Source organism: Paenibacillus sp. sgz302164 (assembly GCF_056120505.1).
Genome location: NZ_JBVYOL010000008.1, coordinates 324,624 through 346,885, shown reverse-complemented (window position 1 = coordinate 346,885; position 22,262 = coordinate 324,624). Strand labels below are relative to the sequence as shown.

At 51.6% G+C, this 22,262-nt stretch carries 19 protein-coding genes, 1 pseudogene and 2 other annotated features; of the genes and pseudogenes, 8 read left to right on the top strand and 12 right to left on the bottom strand.

Features of this window, described 5'->3' with window-relative positions:
* Together AC0LWT_RS16060 and AC0LWT_RS16055 are read right to left on the bottom strand one after the other, a co-directional pair.
* Nucleotides 1-1,909, bottom strand: a pseudogene (locus AC0LWT_RS16060) (hypothetical protein); the annotation flags it as partial.
* A 325-nt stretch (nucleotides 1,910-2,234) separates the two neighbouring features.
* Nucleotides 2,235-3,791, bottom strand: a complete 1,557-nt coding sequence (locus tag AC0LWT_RS16055; protein ID WP_474682266.1) for a 2-isopropylmalate synthase — start codon at nucleotides 3,789-3,791, stop codon at nucleotides 2,235-2,237.
* A 234-nt stretch (nucleotides 3,792-4,025) separates the two neighbouring features.
* Nucleotides 4,026-4,287: a binding site (T-box leader), on the bottom strand.
* Between the two features lie 39 nt (nucleotides 4,288-4,326).
* Nucleotides 4,327-4,570, bottom strand: a binding site (T-box leader).
* A 243-nt stretch (nucleotides 4,571-4,813) separates the two neighbouring features.
* Here AC0LWT_RS16055 and AC0LWT_RS16050 point away from each other — a divergent pair.
* The 5 genes from AC0LWT_RS16050 to AC0LWT_RS16030 all read left to right on the top strand — a co-directional run bounded on the left by AC0LWT_RS16050 (nucleotide 4,814) and on the right by AC0LWT_RS16030 (nucleotide 11,517).
* On the top strand, nucleotides 4,814-6,172 hold the full coding sequence (locus tag AC0LWT_RS16050; RefSeq protein ID WP_474682265.1) for an ABC transporter substrate-binding protein: 1,359 nt from the start codon (nucleotides 4,814-4,816) through the stop codon (nucleotides 6,170-6,172).
* Nucleotides 6,173-6,242: 70 nt separating this feature from the next.
* Nucleotides 6,243-7,187, top strand: a complete 945-nt coding sequence (locus AC0LWT_RS16045) for a carbohydrate ABC transporter permease (RefSeq protein ID WP_474682264.1) — start codon at nucleotides 6,243-6,245, stop codon at nucleotides 7,185-7,187.
* Between the two features lie 3 nt (nucleotides 7,188-7,190).
* Nucleotides 7,191-8,033 carry a carbohydrate ABC transporter permease gene (locus tag AC0LWT_RS16040; RefSeq protein WP_474682263.1) on the top strand — a complete coding sequence of 281 codons (843 nt, stop codon included), beginning with the start codon at nucleotides 7,191-7,193 and terminating at the stop codon, nucleotides 8,031-8,033.
* Nucleotides 8,034-8,089: 56 nt separating this feature from the next.
* Nucleotides 8,090-9,898, top strand: coding sequence for a sensor histidine kinase (locus AC0LWT_RS16035; RefSeq protein WP_474682262.1), 1,809 nt, complete (start codon nucleotides 8,090-8,092; stop codon nucleotides 9,896-9,898).
* Nucleotides 9,895-11,517 (top strand): response regulator, encoded by a 1,623-nt coding sequence (locus AC0LWT_RS16030; RefSeq protein WP_474682261.1) that lies wholly within the window; start codon nucleotides 9,895-9,897, stop codon nucleotides 11,515-11,517. Before AC0LWT_RS16035 ends, AC0LWT_RS16030 begins: the two co-directional genes overlap by 4 nt.
* A gap of 46 nt (nucleotides 11,518-11,563) precedes the next feature.
* Here the strand turns inward: AC0LWT_RS16030 and AC0LWT_RS16025 are convergent, their stop codons facing one another.
* The gene (locus AC0LWT_RS16025; RefSeq protein WP_474682260.1) at nucleotides 11,564-12,829 is read right to left on the bottom strand and encodes a M48 family metallopeptidase; all 1,266 of its coding nucleotides are present in this window, start codon (nucleotides 12,827-12,829) and stop codon (nucleotides 11,564-11,566) included.
* Between the two features lie 170 nt (nucleotides 12,830-12,999).
* Here AC0LWT_RS16025 and AC0LWT_RS16020 point away from each other — a divergent pair, with 170 nt between their 5' ends.
* Nucleotides 13,000-13,446, top strand: coding sequence for a GNAT family N-acetyltransferase (locus AC0LWT_RS16020; protein WP_474682259.1), 447 nt, complete (start codon nucleotides 13,000-13,002; stop codon nucleotides 13,444-13,446).
* A 215-nt stretch (nucleotides 13,447-13,661) separates the two neighbouring features.
* Here AC0LWT_RS16020 and AC0LWT_RS16015 read toward each other — a convergent pair whose 3' ends face one another.
* From AC0LWT_RS16015 to AC0LWT_RS16005, 3 genes are all read right to left on the bottom strand, one after another.
* Nucleotides 13,662-14,948, bottom strand: coding sequence for an RCC1 domain-containing protein (locus AC0LWT_RS16015; protein ID WP_474682258.1), 1,287 nt, complete (start codon nucleotides 14,946-14,948; stop codon nucleotides 13,662-13,664).
* A 501-nt stretch (nucleotides 14,949-15,449) separates the two neighbouring features.
* Nucleotides 15,450-15,974 carry a phosphotransferase gene (locus AC0LWT_RS16010; RefSeq protein WP_474682257.1) on the bottom strand — a complete coding sequence of 175 codons (525 nt, stop codon included), beginning with the start codon at nucleotides 15,972-15,974 and terminating at the stop codon, nucleotides 15,450-15,452.
* Nucleotides 15,929-16,483, bottom strand: coding sequence for a nucleotidyltransferase family protein (locus AC0LWT_RS16005; protein ID WP_474682256.1), 555 nt, complete (start codon nucleotides 16,481-16,483; stop codon nucleotides 15,929-15,931). The genes AC0LWT_RS16010 and AC0LWT_RS16005 overlap by 46 nt, the downstream gene beginning before the upstream one ends.
* A gap of 154 nt (nucleotides 16,484-16,637) precedes the next feature.
* Between AC0LWT_RS16005 and AC0LWT_RS16000 the strand changes: the two genes are divergently transcribed.
* On the top strand, nucleotides 16,638-17,111 hold the full coding sequence (locus tag AC0LWT_RS16000; RefSeq protein ID WP_474682255.1) for an AraC family transcriptional regulator: 474 nt from the start codon (nucleotides 16,638-16,640) through the stop codon (nucleotides 17,109-17,111).
* Between the two features lie 505 nt (nucleotides 17,112-17,616).
* Here AC0LWT_RS16000 and tsaD read toward each other — a convergent pair.
* Genes tsaD through tsaE form a run of 4 tightly spaced genes read right to left on the bottom strand, consistent with a single transcriptional unit; the run spans nucleotide 17,617 to nucleotide 20,515 of the window.
* Nucleotides 17,617-18,669 (bottom strand): tRNA (adenosine(37)-N6)-threonylcarbamoyltransferase complex transferase subunit TsaD, encoded by a 1,053-nt coding sequence (gene tsaD / locus AC0LWT_RS15995; RefSeq protein ID WP_474682254.1) that lies wholly within the window; start codon nucleotides 18,667-18,669, stop codon nucleotides 17,617-17,619.
* A 9-nt stretch (nucleotides 18,670-18,678) separates the two neighbouring features.
* A complete protein-coding gene (gene rimI, locus AC0LWT_RS15990) occupies nucleotides 18,679-19,209 on the bottom strand; it encodes a ribosomal protein S18-alanine N-acetyltransferase (protein ID WP_474682253.1) in 531 nt (176 codons plus the stop codon).
* Between the two features lie 2 nt (nucleotides 19,210-19,211).
* Entirely contained in the window at nucleotides 19,212-19,994 is a 783-nt protein-coding gene (tsaB, locus tag AC0LWT_RS15985) for a tRNA (adenosine(37)-N6)-threonylcarbamoyltransferase complex dimerization subunit type 1 TsaB (protein WP_474682252.1), read from the bottom strand.
* 38 nt (nucleotides 19,995-20,032) lie between these two features.
* A complete protein-coding gene (tsaE, locus tag AC0LWT_RS15980) occupies nucleotides 20,033-20,515 on the bottom strand; it encodes a tRNA (adenosine(37)-N6)-threonylcarbamoyltransferase complex ATPase subunit type 1 TsaE (protein WP_474682279.1) in 483 nt (160 codons plus the stop codon).
* A 261-nt stretch (nucleotides 20,516-20,776) separates the two neighbouring features.
* Here tsaE and AC0LWT_RS15975 point away from each other — a divergent pair, with 261 nt between their 5' ends.
* Complete coding sequence (locus tag AC0LWT_RS15975) at nucleotides 20,777-21,640, top strand: hypothetical protein (protein WP_474682251.1); 864 nt, start codon at nucleotides 20,777-20,779, stop codon at nucleotides 21,638-21,640.
* A 117-nt stretch (nucleotides 21,641-21,757) separates the two neighbouring features.
* Here AC0LWT_RS15975 and AC0LWT_RS15970 read toward each other — a convergent pair whose 3' ends face one another.
* Nucleotides 21,758-21,940: a small, acid-soluble spore protein, H family gene (locus AC0LWT_RS15970; protein WP_474682250.1), complete on the bottom strand. Its 183-nt coding sequence runs from the start codon at nucleotides 21,938-21,940 to the stop codon at nucleotides 21,758-21,760.
* Between the two features lie 30 nt (nucleotides 21,941-21,970).
* The gene (locus tag AC0LWT_RS15965) at nucleotides 21,971-22,156 is read right to left on the bottom strand and encodes a hypothetical protein (RefSeq protein WP_474682249.1); all 186 of its coding nucleotides are present in this window, start codon (nucleotides 22,154-22,156) and stop codon (nucleotides 21,971-21,973) included.
* Between the last annotated feature and the right edge of the window lie 106 nt (nucleotides 22,157-22,262).

Sequence of the window (22,262 nt, the reverse complement as noted above, 5' to 3'; positions counted from 1 at the left end):
GCTGCAAAGCCGCCGTCACGCCGAGGACGAGGGCGCCGATCAGGACGCCCATGTACTCGTTGCCGATGCCGTAGTAGCGGGCGCCGATCATCGGATCGTAGCCGAGCACGGAAGCTTTCATCGCGTGCGCGTCCGTCATGCCGTCCGCCGTAATCAGGGCGGCCGTGCCGCATCCGAGCGCGATCATGGCGCCGGATAAACTTCTTTTTTCCAGCGCGTACGACAGTGGCAGCAGAACCGCGGCAAATGCCGCTGCAAGCCAGACCATGGCCCCGCTCGCTCCAGCCGCTGCGGCCAGCGGCCCAACCGCATAGCCCATAAGCAGCAGAACGCCAGGTGCAGCCAGCACAGTCATTAACGCTGTCCGAATCAAGCGGCGCACCTTCAAGCCTCGTCGAACGATTTTTGCGTGCACGAGAGCAATATACAGCAGGCTGACCAGCAGCACGGCAATTTCATAGGAGGCAAACGGATACAGCAGCAGCGGCCGCAAGCGGTACACTGTTTGAATGCCGGAGAGCTGATCCAGCAGCTTCGGCAGCGACCGCCCCTCTTCACGCACGGTAACCGCTTGACCCGTCACTCCGGCCCCTTCCCGGACGCCGAACTCCTCCAACAAAGAGGCAGTGAAGCCCTGATACGTAACGATCCCCGTTCTCCGGGTCGATTCCGAAGCCAGCAATCCTCCCGTTCCCCCCGGGGAATAGCGAATAAGCGGAGACAGCAGCAGCTTGTCTTTGGCGGCATCGCGCCCCACCTCGGGCGAGAACATCCACAAATGCATTCCCGCATCCATACGCCCAACCAGTTCACCCAAAAAAGCATCGATCTCCGACAACACTTCCCGCTGAAGATCCCGAAACCGCTCCTCTCCGTAGCTCCCTTTATCCGCGTACAATCTGTACAAGTCTCCTAGTTCAAGCAGCGTCACGCCGAAGAGTGGGGGTTGTGGGGGTTGGGGGTTTTCCGGGTTTTCCGGGTTTCGCGGGTTTTGCAGGTTTTGCAGGTTTTCCCGGTTTTCCCGGTTTTCCCGGTTTTCCCGGTTTTCCCGGTTTTCCCGGTTTTCCCGGTTTTCCGGGCTTTCAAGCCTTTCCAAGCTTTCCGGGTTTTGCAGGTTTTGCAGATTTTTCCGATTCTCCGCCGGAACCGCCTTATTTGCGGCCATGCCGTTCTCTTGCTCCCAGTCTTTAAGCAGTTGTGGATAATTGCTTTTCACGCCGAACGGTCTGTCCACAGCTTCCGTCAGGGTTTCTTCCCCGACTTGTCCGCTGTCCACAGCGCCATTAGCGTCCATGAGCATAAGCGCCGCGTATCTCCGCAGCTTTTGCTCGTCCCGGCCTGCTGCGCCCAGATCGCTGCTGCCGAATACGGATCGGCGGACGCCTTGGCTTTTGAGCAGCCCGCCTAAAGTTCCTGCCGCGCTTTCCGCAAATTGGCCTTTGTTCGCCTTGTGGAGCATGCCGATTTTGGGCACGAGCAAGCCGCCGCTTGTTTCCGCTCCGGACCGCCCCGAGTATCGCAGCAGCAAATCCGCCGCATTCGTTCCCTGCCACGCCTGAGAGGCCTCTAGCGCCTGCGCTTCAACGGACCCGACAGCCGTTTGGCCGGCCCCGATCGATGCGTACACATCCTGCATCCTTCTGTTCGGCGTACGAATATTCATCGCTCCGACCGCAGCCTGATCCAGCAATCGGGCAAGATAGGGAAGTGCGGATAACCGTTCCGGCTGCAGCTCCAAAAAGGAAAATCCCGGTATCGAAACGACCGTGACCTGTTTTGCCATACACCCCCCTTGCCCGGCCCAGTCCGTACGATCAACCGGTTGGACCGTGACTGCGGCTGCCGCTGGGGATGCATTCAGCAATAACATGGCGATGCCGGCAAGCAAAGCTCGGTTTCGGCATTTCATGCGCATGTCCCCCCGTTTTTTCATATAGCATTTTCATCCAAAAGCCAACATATTCGCAGCGGCACGCCTCGGCCTGACCCGCCCTGTGGGATTATTCACTTTTCCACATCTTTATGCACAAAAAAAAGAGGCATCATATGCCTCTAAATCAAGCTTTTTTTGCTTTCTCCACATTTTTATCCACATTATTCACAAAAATCTGTGAGAAAGTTATTCTTTTTATTAAGATTTTGAAAACGTTGGTATCCGTAGATTTGTCGAATGTTATACACATTATGCACAGGGGTTGTGGATAACTTTACCCACATGCATTGTGAATAAATTGTTAAGCCGGGGAAGCCTCCGCTTTGACGGCCGAATTTTGCATCCGGACCGCTTGGTTGCAGGCGGATACGAACGCTTTTGCCACTGCGACGAGAACGTCCTGATCGATGCCTGTGTTTTTGAAAACTTCGCCACCCACCGTTACGGTAACTTCCGCTTCGCCGGTAGCTTTTTCCCCTGTGGACAACGAATGCAGCTCCAGGTCGGAGAACTCCACTGGCATCGGCATCGCCTGCTTCAAGCTGTTGACGATCGCCTCGATCGGCCCTTCGCCTGTGCCGGAGTATACTTGCTCCATGCCGGTATCGTTGTGGCGAACCGCAACGGACGCAACGCGGCTGCGGTCGCTGCTGCTGACTACCTGAACATGGGTCAGGGTGAACGCCTCCATCTGCCCTTCGACCGTAGCGCCGACAAGCTCCATCAATTGGTCGTCGGTCACGACTTTTTGCGCATCCGCTTTTTCCTTGAAGCGGGCGTACAGCGCATCCAGCTCTTCGGCAGTCAGTTCTACGCCGAACTGGCCTACGCGGTGCTTGAGCGCATGGCGGCCGGAGTGCTTGCCCAAAATGATCATCGAGCGCGGAATGCCCAGCTTCTCGGGGTCCATGATTTCGTAAGTGCTGCGGTTTTTGAGCAATCCGTCCTGGTGAATGCCCGCTTCATGCTGAAAGGCGTTGCGTCCGACGATCGGCTTGTTGAATGCGATCGGGAAGCCCATAATGCGGCTGACCATTTTGGACGTATTGAACACCTCGCCCGGCACGATGCCCGTCTCCACGCCCATCGTCTGCTTGCGGGTTTCAATCGCCATGACCAGCTCTTCCAGCGAGCAGTTGCCCGCCCGTTCCCCGACTCCGTTCACGGTTACTTCCACATGCGTAACGCCTGCGGCTATAGCTGCCAGGCTGTTCGCTACGGCCAGCCCAAGGTCGTTGTGGCAGTGGGCGCTGTACTCGACCGTATCTCCGCCTCTGACGCCGGCACGGACTCTGCGGAACATGTTGCCGTACTCCTCAGGCAGCGCGTAACCAACTGTATCGGGGATGTTCAAAATGGTCGCTCCCTCTGCGATAACGGCCTCCAGCACCTCGAACAAAAATTCGTCGCCGGTGCGGGTCGCGTCCATCGGTGAAAACTCGACACGATCCACGAATTGCTTGGCGTAAGCGACCATGGAGCGGGCCATTTCCACGACCTGCTGGCGCGATTTGCGAAGCTGGAAATCCAGATGGATGTCCGAGGAGGAGAGGAACATGTGAATGCGGCGCATAGCCGCATCTTCCGTCGCCTTCACTGCGGCGTCGATATCCGCTTTTACCGCGCGGGCAAAGCCGCAGATTTCCACCGTTTGCAGCTCGCGGGAAATTTGCTGCACGGCCTGGAAGTCGCCGGGGCTGGAAATCGGAAAGCCCGGCTCGATCGTATCTACGCCCATTCGGGCCAACTGTCTGGCGATGCGGATTTTTTCCTCCGGGTACAGGGAAGCTCCGGGAGCCTGTTCTCCGTCTCTCAGCGTCGTGTCAAAAATGCGAATGCGGCGATTTTTGTTTTCCATAGTCAACTACCTCCAAAGTTTTTTAGGTTGTTTCATGTATATGCCATTGCTTTAATTTGAATTTTGCAAAAATTGTTTACAGGTACTTCGGGCCGATCTCCCGCGGAATTCGTCAGCCAGGCGGCATCGGACTGAAGATACGGACCGTTCGCGCACTGCAGTTGCGCCTTTCGGTTCCATTCCTCATTTGCCGATTCCCTGCCTGACTGCAACAAAAAGACCCGCCGTCTCCATCAAAGAGACGACAGGTCCAAAGCCCGGCGCGGTACCACTCTTGTTGGCTTCCTGAAAGAAGCCCACCTCGGACGCCGGCAGCATTCAAGCGCCCGGCGTCACCCGGTCACGGAGGTTAACCGTCCATCCCTAGCGGCCTGTACGGGCCGGTCAGGATGACCGCTTCCAAGCGAGTTCAGGGCGGCCCCGGTCTGCGTCGCATCGTCCCGCAGCTTTCTGTACCGTTAACCTTGCCCTTACTACTCTTGTTCATCGCGTTTGTCGTATATGTGAAAAACCAAAAAAGCCTGCCATCTCTTAACTAAGAGACGACAGGCTGTGCCTTCCGCGGTACCACTCTTGTTGTTCCGAGCATGCTCGAAACCACTCATGTACCCGATCACGGGGGTCAACCGTCAAGACCTGCCTGGCTGCCGGATCCTTGGCATCCCTATCAGTCTTACCGCTCCAGGGCGAGTTCAGGCAACGTTTCGGCTGCGTCGCACCAATCTGCAGCTCTCTGAGCGAAACTGTTCATCCTTACTAATCCCGTTCGTTGCGTTTGAAAGTATTGATGTGATTATAATATGCGTATTTTGCAAAGTCAATACTCTATTTTCCCAAATTTTTTGCGATGACATTTTCCCGGATAGTTGATACAATTCATTTCCCATGAACAATATGCGCCTACGAGCGCGTGCCAAGAAGGTTACCTTTTTGAAGGAACACCTTACTTTTTTTTATGTTCAATCCGGGAAAACGATTTACAATTAAAAATGTAAGCGTTGACACAAATAAGGAGGGTATCTATGTTTAAAAAAAGAACCGCAGCCATGGTCAGTCTTCTTCTTGTAACCGCCTTAACCGCCTGCTCTTCCGGTGGCAATCAAGCTGCGCCATCGACCGGACAAGCCGGTTCCGCCACCTCTCCAAACTCCGCGGCCAAACCGGCGGACAGCGGTAAAAAAGTCGAGCTGCGCATGACCTGGTGGGGCTCGCAAACCCGCCACGATTTGACAATGAAAGCGCTCAAGCTGTTTGAGCAAAAGCATCCCAATATTACGATCAAGCCCGAATATTCAGGATGGGACGGCTATTTTGACAAAATCGCCACTCAGGTTGCAGGCGCCAACGCCCCCGATCTGATTCAGATGGATTACGCCTTTTTGACCGATTACGCCAAGCGCGGTGCGCTGCTTGATTTAAATCCGTACATGGACAAGGAATTGAAGACGGCCGATCTGGACAAAAGCATGATTACAGCCGGTACCGTAGACAATAAGTTGTATGCCGTAACTTTGGGCGTGAACGCTCCGGCTGTCGTGTACAACGCCTCCGTATTTAAAGAACTGGGCATCGCCGAGCCTCAGCAAAACTGGACGTGGAAAGATTTTCAGGATATTTCCACAAAAATCGCCGCGGCCAAAGGCAAAGGATACTTCGGCACGTTCGACATCGCCGGCACGACGAACATGTTCGAGCTCTTTGTCAGGCAGCATGGCGCGTCGATGTTCAAAGACAACCAGGTCGGCTTCACGAAAGATATGCTGAGCGAATGGTACAACATGTGGGCGGGTATGCGCAAAAACGGCAGTGCCACTACGCCCGAGATTACGGCGGCAACGACGAACGCGCTGGAGACGAGACCGATTTCCCTGGGCACCGCCGCCATGGACTTTGCTTTCTCCAACCAGGTGAGCACGTTCCAGAAGGTGATCAAAAATCAGAATGACAAAATCAAAGTGCAAGTTCTGCCCCACCTGGAAGGCGAAAAGAAAAACGGCGAATATTTGAAACCAAGCATGTTCATTTCCGGCTATGCCAAATCCGCCCACCCTGCGGAAGTTGCGATGGTGATCGATTTCCTCGTCAACGACCCTGACGCGGCGCAAATTCTCGGCTCTGAGCGCGGCGTGCCGATCAACGCGCAAATTCGCCAGAAATTGAAATCATCGCTCTCGGAAGGCGATCAGATGATTTTTGATTTTATCGATACGGTTTCCAAAAATTCGAGCAACATCGATCCGCCATACCCGCAGGGTTATGCGGAAATCGACAAAAACTTCACCGTATCGGCGCAAAAGGTCGGCTTCGGCCAATCTTCCATCGACGATGTCGCGAATCAATTCGTCACAAGCTCGAATCAAACATTGAGCAAAAACAAATAGCGGCAGCCACCCGGTAACCGTAAACCTGCTTTACGGTTACCGTATTCTTATAGCGAAGGCGGATACGATTATGAATTCATCAACCACTTCCATCGCGTCGGCTGCACAATTGCAGGCGAGAGCGAAACGGCGTTTCCGGCAAAACGGAATTGCCGCGTTGTTTCTGGCCCCCTGGTTTATCGGGGTGCTTGTTCTGACGGTAGGCCCTATGTTGGCATCGCTTTATTTTTCGTTTACCGACTATACGATTTTAAACAGTCCGACATGGGTCGGCAGCTCCAACTATACGACGCTGTTCACTCAAGACCCGCTGTTTTTGACATCGCTCAAGGTGACTTTTATCTATGTATTTTTGTCCGTTCCCTTCAAGCTGGCGATTGCCCTCGGGGTAGCCGTGCTGCTGAATAAAGGCATCCGCGGCCTCGGCATATACCGCACTGTGTACTATATTCCTTCGCTGCTCGGCGGCAGCGTGGCCATTGCGATTCTATGGCGCAAAATGCTCGGCGGCGACGGCCTGCTGAACCAACTGCTGCTGCATGTCGGCATCCAAGCTCCGGATTGGGTGTCCAACCCGAAATATGCGCTGTATTCGATCATCATGCTATCGGTCTGGCAGTTCGGCTCTTCCATGATTATTTTTCTGGCCGGTTTGAAGCAAATTCCCGTAGAGCTCTATGAAGCTTCGGCCGTCGACGGCGCGAAGCCCGCAAGGCAGTTTTTCTCGATTACGATTCCGATTCTTACGCCGGTTATATTCTTTAATCTCGTCATGCAGCTCATCTCTTCTTTCCAATCGTTCACTCAGGCATACGTCATCAGCAACGGAACAGGCGGACCGATCAATGCGACCTTGATGTATTCCTTGTATTTATACAAAAAAGGATTTTCGTTTTTCCAAATGGGGTATGCTTCGGCCATGGCCTGGGTGCTGCTCGTCATTATCGGCATTATGACCGTATTTGTGTTTAAAACAAGCCAATCCTGGGTGCACTATGAGGATGGAGGGAAATAGCTTATGGAAACGACAACGGGCAGACTGCCCATTCTCAAGCATGCGCTGATCATCGCCATCGCTTTCGTCATGCTGTATCCCGTGCTGTGGATGCTCGGCAGCTCCTTCAAGCCGGCCAACCAGATTTTCACGGAAACATGGATCTGGCCCCGGCAGTGGGTGCTGGACAATTACTCGAAAGGCTGGGCAGGCGCAGCCGGCAATCCGTTTTCCACCTTTTTGACCAATTCGCTGATCGTCTCTATATTCGCTGTGCTCGGCAACGTCATTTCCTGCTCCATGGCCGCTTACGCCTTTGCCAGACTTGACTTCCGCTTTAAGGCGCTGTGCTTCGGACTGATGCTAATGACCATTATGCTGCCGCATCACGTTACTTTGATTCCGCAATATATTTTGTTCAACAAGCTGGGCTGGGTGAACACCTTTTTGCCGTTAATCGTGCCCAAATGGCTTGCGACAGACGCGTTTTTTATTTTTTTGACGATCCAGTTTATCCGCGGTTTACCCAGGGAACTCGACGAATCGGCGACGATCGACGGCTGCGGCCCGGTCCGGATTTACACCCGAATCATCATTCCTTTGGCGCTTCCGGCGCTGATTACGACGGCCATCTTCACCTTTTTATGGACGTGGGACGATTTTTTCAGCCAGCTCATTTATTTGAGCGAAGTGAGCCGTTACACGGTTCCGCTCGGTTTGCGGCTGTTTCTGGATGCAAGCTCGCAGTCGGATTGGGGACCTATGTTCGCGATGTCCGTCCTGTCGCTGATCCCGTGCTTCGTTATTTTTATCGTCTGTCAAAAATACTTTGTCGAAGGAATTGCGACATCCGGCATTAAGGGCTAAAATCGGAAGTAATTTGCCAACAAGATTAATTGCCTACAAGAATGGATGATGCTTAGATGATGCGAGCGCTCTGGATGCAGATGAAGGCCGTTTTGAAGCGGAGCAAGCTTTCCACGTTGATGATTACCTGTTTTATATGCTTGAACCTGCTCGTGCTGATCGGCATTATCGGTCTGGCCTATCAGGCTTTTTCCGGGGTTACTTTTACCGAAATCAGCAAGGCCAGGCTTGCGCTGCTCAACGAAAGCACCCGCCGGGGCTTCGATTTTATTACGAACGTCTCCGGCATCGCCTACTCCACGGTAAGCAACAAGGAAATCGTCGAAAAGCTGGAGTCACCGCATCCGACCAAATTCGAAATCGTCAGCAACCGGCGGGACATATCGGACATTTTGCATCATTCGCTTGTGGTCAACAACGGCATTTCTTCACTTGAAATATATTCCGACGCCTTCAACGCCGCTCCCTACAGCGCCACGGATCTCGTCTTTCCGATCAGTCACATATCGGGGAAATTTTGGTTCGACAAGCTGAAACAGGCGGACGCGATCTGGCTATCGGATCAGGAAAACGACGTGCCCAATTCGCTGATCGGCTACGTCCAGCATCTGTTCAACAGCAAGGGCGAGACGATCGGCTACGTGCTGATCCGCATGTCGGCCGCCGATGTGCTGCACAAATTCGCCGACGTTCCGATGTCGCTCGACGGGCAGGTGCTGCTCGTCGACACAGCCGGCAAAGTGATCGTGCAGGTCAACGATTCGACGGCGTTCGATAAAGAGCCCGTGCTGGACGCCGGCTGGCTGTCCAAGCATTCGGACGGGCTTAGCGACGGCTCGGAAATTTATCAAAAGGGCGGCCAGTCATATTTGGTCATGTTCTCCAAGCCAAGCACGGTGCAGTGGCGGCTCGTCCAGATCATTCCGGTGAGCATGCTGCTGGCCAGCACTCAAAAAGCCGGCTGGTACGTACTCGGCATCGGCGGGCTCAGCCTGCTCGTCTCCGGCGTGCTGGCCTACGTGTTCGTCAAAAACATGATCACACCGCTGCGCCGGATGATGATCGAGATGAAAAAGCTGGAGCGCGGGGATTTCCGGGCCCAAGTGAAAAGCTCGTTTACCGAGGAATACGTCCAGCTGTCCTTCGGCTTCAATCACATGGTAACCCGGCTGCAGGACTTGATGGAGAGCGTGCGCACGGAAAGCAAGGCGAAGCGCGAGGCGCAGACGAGCCTGTTGGAAGCGCAGATCAAGCCGCATTTTTTATACAATACGCTGGATATGATCCACTGGCGGGCGCTGGATTACAACGCGCATGATATCAGCTTTATGATCAATCAGCTCGGCAAACTGCTGCATATCGGCTTAAGCGGGGGCAAGCTGTTCATCCGGCTGCGGGACGAGCTTGAGCACGCCCGCTGCTACGTCAGCATCCAGAAGGAGCGGCTGCCTTTTGCCATCATCTTTACCGAGCATATAGAGCCGCACATGAAGAGCTACTATATACCTAAAATTATTTTGCAGCCGATCATTGAAAATGCCGCCATTCACGGCAAGCCCAAAGATCCGTCCGAACCTCTCGAAATCCGGCTGGAAATTCGCGAAATCCAGGGGCCCGGCCATTCGAAAATGCTGAAAATCCGCTTAAGCGACAACGGCGAAGGCTTCCCGGAAGGTTGGGATATGGAGAAGTCCAAAGGGATCGGAATCCGTAATGTGCACAACCGCATCCAGCTGTTTTGCGGCCCGCGCTTTGGTTTGCAAATGTCCAACAGTGAGCCCCGCGGGGCTCTCGTCACGATCCTGCTGCCGGTCATCGAGAGCGAAGAGCAGTTAAAACAATGGTTGGATGGTGAGAATTCATGAGATCAATTTTGCTTGTCGATGATGAGGAAGCTATTCTCAAAGCCTTGTCCAAGCATGTCGATTGGGCCTCGATGAATATCCGCATTGCCGGAACGGCGAAGGACGGCATAGAAGCTTTTGAAGCTTACAAAACGCTCCGGCCCGATATGCTGATGACCGATGTGTTCATGCCAGGCATGGACGGCATCCAGCTCGTGCAATCGATCCGGGGAGAAAACGCGCACATCCCGATCATTATCCTGAGCGGTTACGAGGAATTCGAAAATGCGCGCCAGGCGATGCGCTGGGGCGTGAATCATTTTTTGACGAAGCCTTCCAGCGTAAGCGAAATTGAAGCGGTTGTGAAGGAAATTAACCAGGAGCTGGATGTGATAGAGCAAAAGCAGCGGCTGGAGGAGCACTACAAGCGGGAAATCGGCTTGATGCTGCCCTACCTGCGGGAGAAGCTGTTTTTTGAAATTTTAACGACCCGCTATTCCCCTGGCGAGCTTCCGCCTGAACGATTGGAATATTTGGAAATCCCCCGGCCGCAAAAGGTGATTGCCGTCAGCCTGCGCATCGCGCGCCCCTCCTTCGCCTCGAAGCTAAAGGAACGCGACTGGCAGCTGCTGAAATTCGGCGCAGGCAATATTGTCCGGGAAATGATCAAGGAAGAGCTTGCCGCCTATCCAAGCCTGCGCGGTCATGTGCTCGATTATTCCGATCACCTGTTTGTTCTGCCGCTGCTCAGCGGGACGGCCGATCAGGAAATTTTGTACGGCGCGGCTGAAATGATTGCCCAAAAGACGATCGAGAAAATCAGAATTTATTTGAAAATCGAAGCTTCCGCCGGGATCGGCTCGGTAAAAAACGGCCTGAACGAGCTGATCGACTCGTATCTGGAGAGCCGGGAAGCGCTCGAAGCGCTGGAGTTTCACGATTCCAGCACCGTGTACCAGTTCCGCGATTACGCCGAGTACCAGACGGCTGCGGATCATTTGGCGCCGCTGCTGCATCATTGGGGCGAAGCGCTGGCCGCAAAAGATTGGAACAAAGCCGGCGAAATCTGGCAGTCGATTTATGACCGCATGCTGGGCAGCCCGGGGATTTCCCTCACCGATATCCAAACGGTATGCGTGACCTTGTTCAGTTCCTTGACCCACTACTGGAACGATCAGTTTCCGCTGATCGAGCCGCCGCGCACGATGTCGCAATTTTTGCAGGAAATCCAGCAGCACTATACGCTGAAGCCTTTGGCCATGTGGATGAACGGTTTGGTAAGCGAGTGGATGCAGTGCGCCGCGCAGGAACTGTCGGGGAAAAAGAGCAATCCGCTGGTGAGCAGCGTCAAACAGTATGTGGAGCAAAATTACATGCGGGAGATCAGCTTCGCGGCCATCGCCAAAGATTTGTTCGTCCATCCGAAATATTTGAGCGCGCTGTTCAAGCGGGTGACCGGGGAAAATTTCGTCACCTATTTGAACCGTTACCGCATCGGCAAAGCGATCGAACATCTGCAATCCGGCCAGCATATGGTCTACGAAGTAAGCGAAATGGTCGGCTTCAACAACACGACATATTTCAGCCAGGTGTGCAAGCTGATTACGGGCAAAAGCCCATCCGATTTTTTCAAGCCGTAGGCTGCCGCCAGCCGCGGCCCAATGGCGGCACTGGCTTGTAAAGGCTCTATTGCTGCATATACAGCATGCGAAAATTCGCTAACAATGTACTCTCAATAGGCGCTTTTAGTTTGTTTAATTCTTGAAGCAGTGCTTCATATGTTTCTTGTTTCAATTCATATAAAGGCTGTGAATCATCTAATGATTGAATATAGATTATTCGGAAACCTGTAGGCGGATGGGATGCATCCAGTCTTGAACCGGATGCTGCTTTGATACGTTTAATTCTTTCCAACTCTTTAGCGGGCATATTATGGATGTACTCCTGCAGCGTTTCAAAAAAATGGCCATCTTGCTTCGTATTGATCACCTTTAATACGGAAAATTGAAACATTTCTCGCAAATGCAGCTTGTGAAGCAAGGACATCTTGAATGTTTTACCTGCAGTTATTGCTGCATACTGATCAGCCAAATACTCGGCACGCTGGGAATTACGCCAGTTCAGATGGCAAAGGATATAAAGCCATAGTTCAATCACTTTGGTTGCGAACCAAAGTACGGCATTAGGAATTATCATAAAGATGCTGCCCCTTACATCAAGAGGACGCATTATTTCATGCCAACCGTTCAATGTATCAATGGCGGTGCCAACCACAAGTCCACGCTTCGAGTCCCCATTGATTCCATGAGCGAGTTCGTGAGCAACCAGTGCGACGAATTCTTGCTTATCAAGTATCAATAACAATGGCAGGCCGAGGCGTACGATTTTTTTTCGTTTAAATCCTGCTTGGTAAAATGATGCATTGAACTCCTCGTTGATGATAATTCCGGAAACCTTGTTCGAATTCATGCTGATTGCAATATCATCGATTACTTTATACAAAACCGGAAAGTCGGCTCTTGAGAGTGTGTTTTTTTCCAACTTTGGAAATTGAGGTTTCGCATACCAAGCGAACAAAAGAATCACAAAGCTTAACAACATCATTATCCAGTTGGGGTAACTTTGCACAAGCAGGTAAACGCCAATCAAAAATGTACCAATACTTAATACATGAACACAAGCTGCTAATAGCAGCGTGCATATTTTGCTCAATGACATAGAAGAAACTTGATGTTTTGATTCAATAAATGAGTTAAGCAAATTGAGACCAAGCTTATTCCCGATTGATAGATAAACTTTTTCAAATAGATTAGCAGGCTTAGTCAAGAAAGAATCAGCTTGCAGATTCCAGTTACAGTGTTCACACCACAGGGCATAACCTTTTGTTAATGCTATAGGCTTTTGACATTCGGGGCACTGCTTCTCAGATGTGGATTCTGACGATTTTGACATGGAAGGCTCCTTTCTCGACAGCAGATATCACTTCATCGAATTTCTATTTCTGCCAAGCTTATTCCTCCCAAAAAGATTCAAGCTTATAGAGACTTTTTCTCATCCAAGGATTGAATAATAATTCGTTATGATGTATATTTATTCATCATAAACAATTAGGAGGAGCCCCCATGTCTCTTGTCATAAGAAACGCCGAGCCGGATGACGTAAACAATTTAACCGAGTTAATGTATGAATACATAGTTGGTTTTTATCGAAAACCTAGACCGGACATTGAAAAGATACATCGTTTGATTCAAACTCTTTTAGAAAAGCAACTGGGTATACAATTTGTAGCGGAAAAAGACGGAAAATTAGTCGGATTCGCTACGTTGTACTTTACATTCAGCACAATGAAAGCAGATAAAATTGCTTTAATGAACGATCTTTTTCTCATTGAGCCATACAGAGATACAGAAGTTGAATCACAATTGTTTTTAAAATGTCAAAATTACTCGCGGGAACACGGCTACGCTCATATGACTTGGATAACAGGTACTGATAATAAACGAGCTCAACGTTTTTTTGAAAAAATGGGGGGCGTTCAAGGGGATTGGATTAATTATTCCATAATCTAGGAAAGGCGTTGCGGTTCCGGGCCATATATGCGAATTAATACGCTGTTTTAAAGCCATCCGGCGGTCTTGAAACGTATTTCAGCATCTTCCATTACCGAGAGCATCTAACCGCCATAGAAAAGCAGATGGATGCCCTCGCTAATAAAATGGAAGAGTATACAATTATTCAATCCATTCCCGGGTAACAGCCCCGATCCCCGATCCCGACATCAATTCTAATCGAGTTTCACTTGGATCGGGTTCGTGCGTGAAGTCGTGGTTCCATCCCCCAATTGACCGGAACTGTTCACGCCCCAAGTCCAGACGGTTCCGTCCTTCTTAACCGCAACGGTGTGGCTGAATGAGCCGGCGATAGCAACTACATCCTTCAAACCCTCGACACGCTTCGGTTCTGTCGGGAATGAAGTGGGGTTACTCTCAAGGCTGCCCCCCGACACCACGTTATTGGGTCCAAGTGTCCAGACGGTTCCGTCTTTCTTAAGTACGCTGGAGAAATCGATATCAGCGACGATATCGACCACATCCTTTAAACCCGGAACCGGTGTCGGCTCGTAAATTTTCGGTTCGCTGAGGCCTAGTTGACCTGTATTGGTACCCCAACTTAAGACAGATCCGTCCTTCTTGACTGCAAATTGGCCGTACCCTCCTGATATTACTTTCGCTACATCCGTCAATCCGGGTATCGGTTCGGCGACATCATAAAACTTGTGCTCTTTAAGGCCGATTCGGCCAAGATCATTACTGCCCCAGCCCCAGACGGTTCCATCCTTCTTCAAAGCCAATACGGCATCTTGACCGACGAAGAAACTTTGAACCGCAATACTCGCGACATTGCTAAAGCCTTCGATTTGTGAAATTTTGGCAGGGTCAATGTTCAACAAGTTGGGAATTGACGTATCCTTATTCCATTGCCATACCGTACCGTCTTTCTTCAGAATGATCAATTTATTATTCGTTTGTGCGATGGAAACCGCATCACGGACGCCTTCAAGCTTCACTGGCTTTCCGTGGCCTGCAGCATATTCCGAAGACAAAGAAGGAATCGGCACCCAGACCCAGACGGTACCGTCTTTGAGCATGGCTGCTTGAAAGCCGAATCCGGCTTCAAACCTGCTTACATCGTGTAATTCGGGAAGTTGCTGCGGTTCCTTTCCTTTCTCGGAGTAGGAGCGGTTCGGATCCGGACTCGTCATCCAGCTCCATACCGTTCCATCCTTTTTAACAAACATACTGAGCCCTCCGGGATACACTTGGGCAATATCTTTCATCTGACCCACTCGGACAGGAGTGCTCCCATTCGGAGACCCTCCCCAGTACCAAATGTCTCCGTTGTCGTTATATGCAACGTCGACACCCCCTGTTTCTACATGCATGCGATCGGCAGTCTGCACTCCGGCGGGTGTCGATTCGGCATAGGCCGAAGAACCGAACGCAGCGGTCAGTACCGCGGCCAACAGCAATGGTCGTACAAACCGATTGTTACTTTTACTTTTTGCTTGCATGAAATGCTCCTCCTAATTGGGTGGTATAAATTCCCATAAGCAAAATCCAAATATTTAGACGCGACATATATGGAAAAAGTTTCATTGTAGTGAGTGCTCGTTCTCATGCAGAAGTAGATGCTATCGTAATCGATCTGAATTTTTCTTTCTTTTCCGCAAAAATGACCAGATGATATATGTACAAATCGAACTTATTAGCAGAGCCAAACTAATCAGGAAAAAACGATCGGCCAAATTTGTCGCATTGTTTTGTTGTATTAACATCTCTGGAGTTGGATCCTGGTAAGGAATTAGTGGGTGTATATTCATACCGGTAATGAAAGTGAGTACAGATAAAGCAAATAAGGACAGCCAAGCGATCTTTAATATTTTCATTTCTGCTTCCTTTCAGAAAACGTTAAAATCCAGACCTTATTGTAGTTGACTAAGAAATTCCCGCATTCTTTGATTAGTTTTCAAATCAGGTTTTGGTTCAAATGTTTATTGCTCTTCAATATGTTCTTAACCACCTAAATCTTCCGGAGGAAACCTATGAATATCGGATAATATTTTCGCAAAATAAATAAGTATAGACTGATTTACTTTCATCACCGGCGAACCATCGAAACCGGTTAACAATACTTGATTGGAATTTTTATCCAACCCCCAACCCATAGGCCGCGATACCGATAAACCTTGGTTGAACAACGCCTTCAACAGCTTATATTGACACTCAACATTTGGCTTTGAAGACCTATTCCATACTTTGAGCACAAAACTGGTTTCATCAAAACAAATCTTTGCCACTTCCGCCTCAAGCCCTGAATTTAAAGGGACTACGGTTAGTGAGCTGCTGTATTCTAAAAGCGAATCAACGAGCTGGTCTTTTTCTACCCAACTAATATCTCTGATTGGATTCATGGTATTTTTCCTTTCGCTAAGCGGATGCTGCTCCAAGCCTCGCAATCCCGAACGTGAAATAAAAAGCCAGGCAGCCGCATTTAATCCCATGGGAGTACAGTAAGATTCGGCCAGTTCGTTTTCCACCGAAGTACTTTCTTTTCGTATATCTCTTTTGTGATTTGGGCTTTGTTTGCCCTTACAATTAAACCGAATAAATCATTTAATCCAAAAGGCGCGTACAATCTCCATGTTTCGTTTTCATTTTTTCTCAATCCGATTGCAGTAGCTGTTGTAGGCCAAGTATTAATTGCCTCTTCAAGCGAAAGATACGGAGCTATCGCGTAACCGAAATGTTGCTCATACCATAGATGGACACGCGCTTGATTTTTGACATCAACACTTATTGGAAGATCGCCGAATAGACCTTTGACTCGTTCTATGACCGCGCACTCCTTTTCATACGATAGGTCCGAGTCGAAATAGACAAAATCAATGTCTTTAATACCTCTATTAACCGGAAACCCGCATTGGCGGTTCCAAACACTTTGAGTTATGCAACCCGCGCCTATATAATAATGCTCTATTTTAAGTTCGGGAGCTTTTCTAATAACAGCATCCAAAACAGGATTCATCTGGATAATCGATATATTCATAGATCGCCCTCTCCTCCGGATAAGGGTATGATCCCGCACATGACTGTAAACGGTATGGGGACATTTTAGCATTTTAAAAAACAAGTGATTATATTTTTATATCATGTTAGCATTCGGAATGTAAGAAATATCATACAGAGAGGACAAAGAAAATATGAATCTTAAAGTCGAAACTCTTCCAAAATATCGCATCGCGTATGTGCGACAAGTAGGTCCCTATGGCCCTGGAAACATTCATGCAATGGAAAAATTAAAAAAATGGGCCAAGGAGAAAAATCTGCTTGGCGAATCGGCTATACTGCTGGGAATTCCGCAAGATAACCCGGAAACGACACTTCCTGAAAACTGTCGATATGATGCTTGTATGGTCATTTCCAACGATTATCAAATGGATAATTCCATTTGCGAAAGTGAACTTTCCGGCGGAAACTATGTTACTTGCAAAATCAAACATACGGCAGAAGACATTCAAAAAGCATGGGCTGAAATTTTTCCGTCTTTACAAAACAGCGGATATCAAATTGACAACAAACCGATTTTTGAAAGATACACAGGCGATATGATTTACAACAATTATTGCGAGATATGTATACCTGTAAAACCGCCTCGTACACACTTATTCAACTAGCCTGCCTGGCCCTCCGAGCCAATCCGAGAACAAAATCCCCCTGCGGCTAGAGCTGGTGCATCTGCTTGGCAATGCAATGAGCAGAAAAGCCTGCAAAAGTGCATCCTTTTGCTCCATTATGCGCCTGCAGCGGGAAATTCCTGCAAATCTGCAGGCTTTTCCGCCCATACATGGGGTCTAGCCCCCTCATCAGCGGAAATTCCTGTACAATTGCAGGCTTTTCCCCAAAACCGACCGTTTCCATCAAAAAAACATGTACTTTCGCAGGTTTTTACGGTTGGAAGGTCGTTGTTGTTCAGGCAGTCAGGCCACTTCACAGACGGCGGCACCGTTCGCTGGACGGCAAAAGAACAAGCGGCCTTGGCAAAAGGGTGGCCAGCAATCTGTGAGTATCGTGACAGCTTGACGAAACGTTAAAAAGGGGTGAGCATCGTTCACCCCTTTTTACAACAAGACGCCTCGCTTGGAGGTGTCTTTCCACTCGGAGGCCGAGCCCCCGGCCGGCTTACCACTCTTCGAGCTTGAGCAGCGGCTCCGCCTTCAGGTCCAGCTCGGCGAACTCGCGCTTTCGCCACTTCAGAAACGCCGCGGCGGCAATCATCGCGGCGTTGTCCGTGCAAAGGCTCAGCGGCGGCACGAGCAGCGGCACGCCCAGCTCGCCGGCGCGCTCGGCCAGCCGGCTGCGCAGCCCTTTGTTCGCGGCGACGCCGCCCGCGAGCAGCAGCTGCCTGGCGCCGTATTCGCGTACGGCGCGGCTCGCCTTCTCCACCAAGACGTCGATGACCGACTCTTGGAAGCCTTTGGCGATTTGCGCGGTTTGCAGCGCTTCGCCGCGCATCCGGGACTGATTCACGACGTTCAGCACCGCGGATTTCAATCCGCTGAAGCTGAAGTCGTAGGAGTCCGCCTCGAGCCAGGCCCGCGGCATCTGGATCTCGTGGTCGGCTTCGCCGGCAAGCCGGTCGACATGAGGGCCGCCCGGATATGGCAGGCCCATGGCCCGCGCGACTTTGTCGTACGCTTCGCCCGCGGCGTCGTCGCGAGTCCGGCCGATGATCCGGAACTGCCCCGGACCCTCCATATGAATGAGCTCGGTATGACCGCCCGAGACGACGAGCGCAATCAGCGGGTACTCCAGTTCATGGGCGAGCTGATTGGCATAGATGTGCCCGGCGATATGATGGACGCCGATCAAAGGCAGCTCCAGCGACAGGGCAAGCGCCTTCGCGGCCACGACGCCCACCAACAGCGCGCCTACGAGCCCGGGCCCCTGCGTGACGGCTATCGCGGATAAGTCCCGCAGCGGCACTCCCGCTTCCTGCACCGCTTCCTGCAGCATCCACGTAATCGACTCCACATGCTTGCGGGACGCCACTTCCGGTACGACGCCGCCGTAGCGCTGATGCGTTTCGATCTGGCTGGACACGACGTTGGCCCGGATGATTTTGCCGTTCTCGACGATAGCCACCGACGTTTCATCGCAGCTCGTTTCGATCGCCATAATATAGACAGGCTTTGCGGAACCCGCTTCCTGTTGTACGTTCGTTTCCGTTGTCAATTGGTTCACCTATTCCATGCGGTCTCCGGCTTCGAGACCGTCGCTTCTTTTCTTGGACTTGGGCAGATCCGCCCACATAATGATCGCGTCCTCGCGGTTATCGGTATAATAACCTCTTCTTAGACCGACCGAACGGAAGCCGAGCTTCTCATACAGGCTTTGCGCCACAAAATTCGAAGCCCGCACTTCCAGCGTCATACGGATGGCGCCCAAGAAGGCCGCCGTCCGCATCATTTCGCGCAGCAGTCGCTCGCCGAACTTTTGCCCCCGGTACGTATGGCGAATCGCGATATTCGTCACATGGGCTTCTTCCATGATCAGCCACATGCCGCCATAACCGGCTACTTCGCCGGAGACGTCGAGAACCATATAGCGGGCGAACTGGTTGTTCGTCAGCTCATTGTGAAAGGCGCCCTCGGTCCACGGAGTCGTAAACGCTTCTTGCTCGATTTCGCAAATAAACGGAATATCTTCCAGACGCATGGAACGGAATTCGACCGAGGGTCCGGGTTCTTGCGAATGCTCATGCTGCCGCTCCATCGTCAATCCTCCCCTTTTTGCGCCTTTGCCAAAAGCTTGACTTCCGCTTCCGGCAGCTGCGTGTAGTTCGGGACAAAGGAATGAACGTCATCCTTTTCCCCATTTGCAAAGCGAGGAAAGGCCAAGCGGCCGATATACTCGGCTTCTATTCGGTATGCAAGCGTGCGAACCGTGCCGGTCGTCCACTGCTCCGTGAAACGCTCGATTTGAGCCGCAAAACTTTCTGTTTCGCCTACAAAAACAATTTGGCCCGGGGCCTGTCCGGCTTCCGCGGCGAGGGCCAGCAGCTGTTCGGTCCACGCGCCCATCAGCCGTATGCCGTCAGGCATCATTTCCCGCCACACGTCCGGCCCGGCTTGACCCGAGCCCGCAACGCCGCGGTCTTCATAGACCGCCGTAAACGCCTGCGTCCGTCTGGCATCCATGAGCGGCACGATCCAGGCCGGCCCTTGCGCGCCGCGGCTCTCCTGCTCTTGGGCCAACGTGTGAGCGCCTCCAAGCGCCATCGCTTCGAGGCTGGAGACGCCGAGCAAATCAAGGCCGAGCGACCATGCCAATGTTTTGGCTACGGAAACGGCGATCCGGACCCCGGTATAGGAGCCCGGCCCCATTCCGGCAGCGACGGATTGCAAATCGCGCGGTCTTAGGCCGTGCGCCTCAAGCAGCTTGTGAATATGCGGAAGCAGCCCGATCGAGTGATTGCGTTCCGCCTGGGAATGCTGCTCTCCGACCAGTTCGCCGCCGCGCAGTAAGGCCACTGTCATCGAGGAGGTCGATGTATCCATAGCCAGACAATATCCTGAATTTTGTCGTGTCGTTTCTGTCATTGTAAATGTCCGTTCTCCTTCATTTGTCGGCACCAGGCCGTATACGGCTCTCCGTGCGGCGTCAGCCGGAACACGCGGGATGGATCGCCCGAATTTTCAATAAATATGCCAAGCCTTTGCTGCGGAAGCAGGTCCTCGATAAGCACCGACCATTCGATCAGCGTGACGCCGCCGCCATAAAAATACTCGTCCAGCCCCAGCTCGTCGGCTTCCTCTTGCGAAATGCGATACATATCCATATGGTAAAAAGGGAGCTGCGCCCCCTCATATTCTTTCACTATCGTAAAAGTCGGACTATTCACGATTTCACTTACGCCGATGGCTCTGCCGAAGCCTTGGGAAAATCTCGTCTTCCCGGCCCCGAGGTCGCCGTCCAGTGTAATGACCGTGCCGGGCTCCAAATAAGGTGCAAGCAGCCGGGCCAGCTTTTCCGTATCGTCTTCGCTCAGGGATTTGTATGTGTACGCCGCTTGATCCAGCTTCCTCAACTCTTTCCTTCCGTTTCCTTGTACTGCTGCTCCTATTATAGTCCTCGTCCGCAGCCGCAGCAACTCCCAAACACATTTCCCGGTAAAATAGGATGGGTAGCAACTGCCGATTCTGTCAACCGGCGTTCCCATATATATTAAGCCAATTCTCAGTAAACATTCAACTGGCGTTCACCCTGCATTCATGTTGCCGTCCGATGTATATCCTGTGGGCTTTCCGCATTAGCGAATGGAAAAGAGAGGAGAATAATCATGTCCCTATCCATCAATCCTTACAGTACCGGTTCTTCCTATTCGACGACGCAGTCGGACAGCTCGAATACGGTCACAGGCCGCCATCACTCTCATCATCCGACCTCCAAAAGTTCAGCGGACAAAGAGCAAGGAACAGCTTCCGATTCCGTACAACTGAGCCCGGAGATGATGGATTATTTATCGGGCTGCCAGAACCAGGCTCCAGTATCGACAGGCAACTACGGTTCCGATTCCAACGATACGGCGTTGACGGCGGAGCAAAAGAAAATGATTTTGACCGACATGCAAAAGAGGCTGAGCTCGCTCTCCGCTTCCCAGACAAGCGATTCGAGCGGTAATGGCGCTGACGGCGCGACTGATGCCATTGCGACGGTCAAAAGCGAGCTGTCCGGATTCGACGCCTCCAGTGCGACCGATTCCCAGGTATCGGATCTGTTCGACGAAGTGATGCAAACGCTGAAAAGCTCCCGCCCTTCATTCAATGGCGATAACGCTCAACCGCCCGCAGGCGGACCCGGACTGCCGCCGATGATGAAAGCGATGGACGGGATTACGCCTCCTTTTGCCTGGGGCTTGAACGGCTCCCCGGAAGATTCCGAACAAAGCAATGACGCCGCTAATACGCTTACGACGGAACAAAAGAAATCGATTTTGGCCAACATCCAAAACAAGCTGAGTTCGCTTGACTCCATTGAATCAGGCTCAGGCGAGTCGGCCAATCGTGCCGGCACCGGCAGCGCGGCCAAAACGATCTATACGATCAAAAATGCGCTGTCAGGCTTCGATTCGTCGACAGCAACCGATCAAAGCGTATCGGATTTGTTCGACGAAGTCACACAAGCGATGGAACAATTTGCTTAAAGCAACCGGATTCGCCGGATAGCCCACACTACATACGACGAGCAGCGCAAAAAGCCCATCCGGAGCAAGGGATGTTATTCCCTGTCCGGCTTGGGCTTTTGCCGTGTGCGTTTCTCTTTAGAACACTTCCTCCAGCTCCTCGACGGATACGACGCGCGAGTCGGCCGGATTATGCTCCGCATGTACTTTAGCCGAGTTTTTGGCGGAATCGACACTATCGATCCAGACGGGGACTCCGCTCAGCTCGACCGTAATTTTGCGGCCTTCAGCCAATATTTCCCGGGCACGGTTCACATTCATGACAGCTGCACTCCTTTTCCAAGCGATTGTCTAGGGCTCATCCACAACAGATTCCGGATGATCCATCGTATCTGTCGTGGATTCTTCGATCAGACCGTTATGCACCGTTACATTACCGCCGCCCAACCCTTCGTTGATCATGCGGTCGATGTCCATGAAATAATCTTTTTGCCCCTGGTGGTCCAAATCTTTCTCCGCCTGCGGATTTTCAGCCATCCGACTATTCCTCCTCTATTTGTGTCCATGCTTCCACTTTTAAGTTGCCCCCACAGCGCAAAATCATGCCCGCCGCTCGCCGCTGTCTATCGTATAAAGCCTCTCA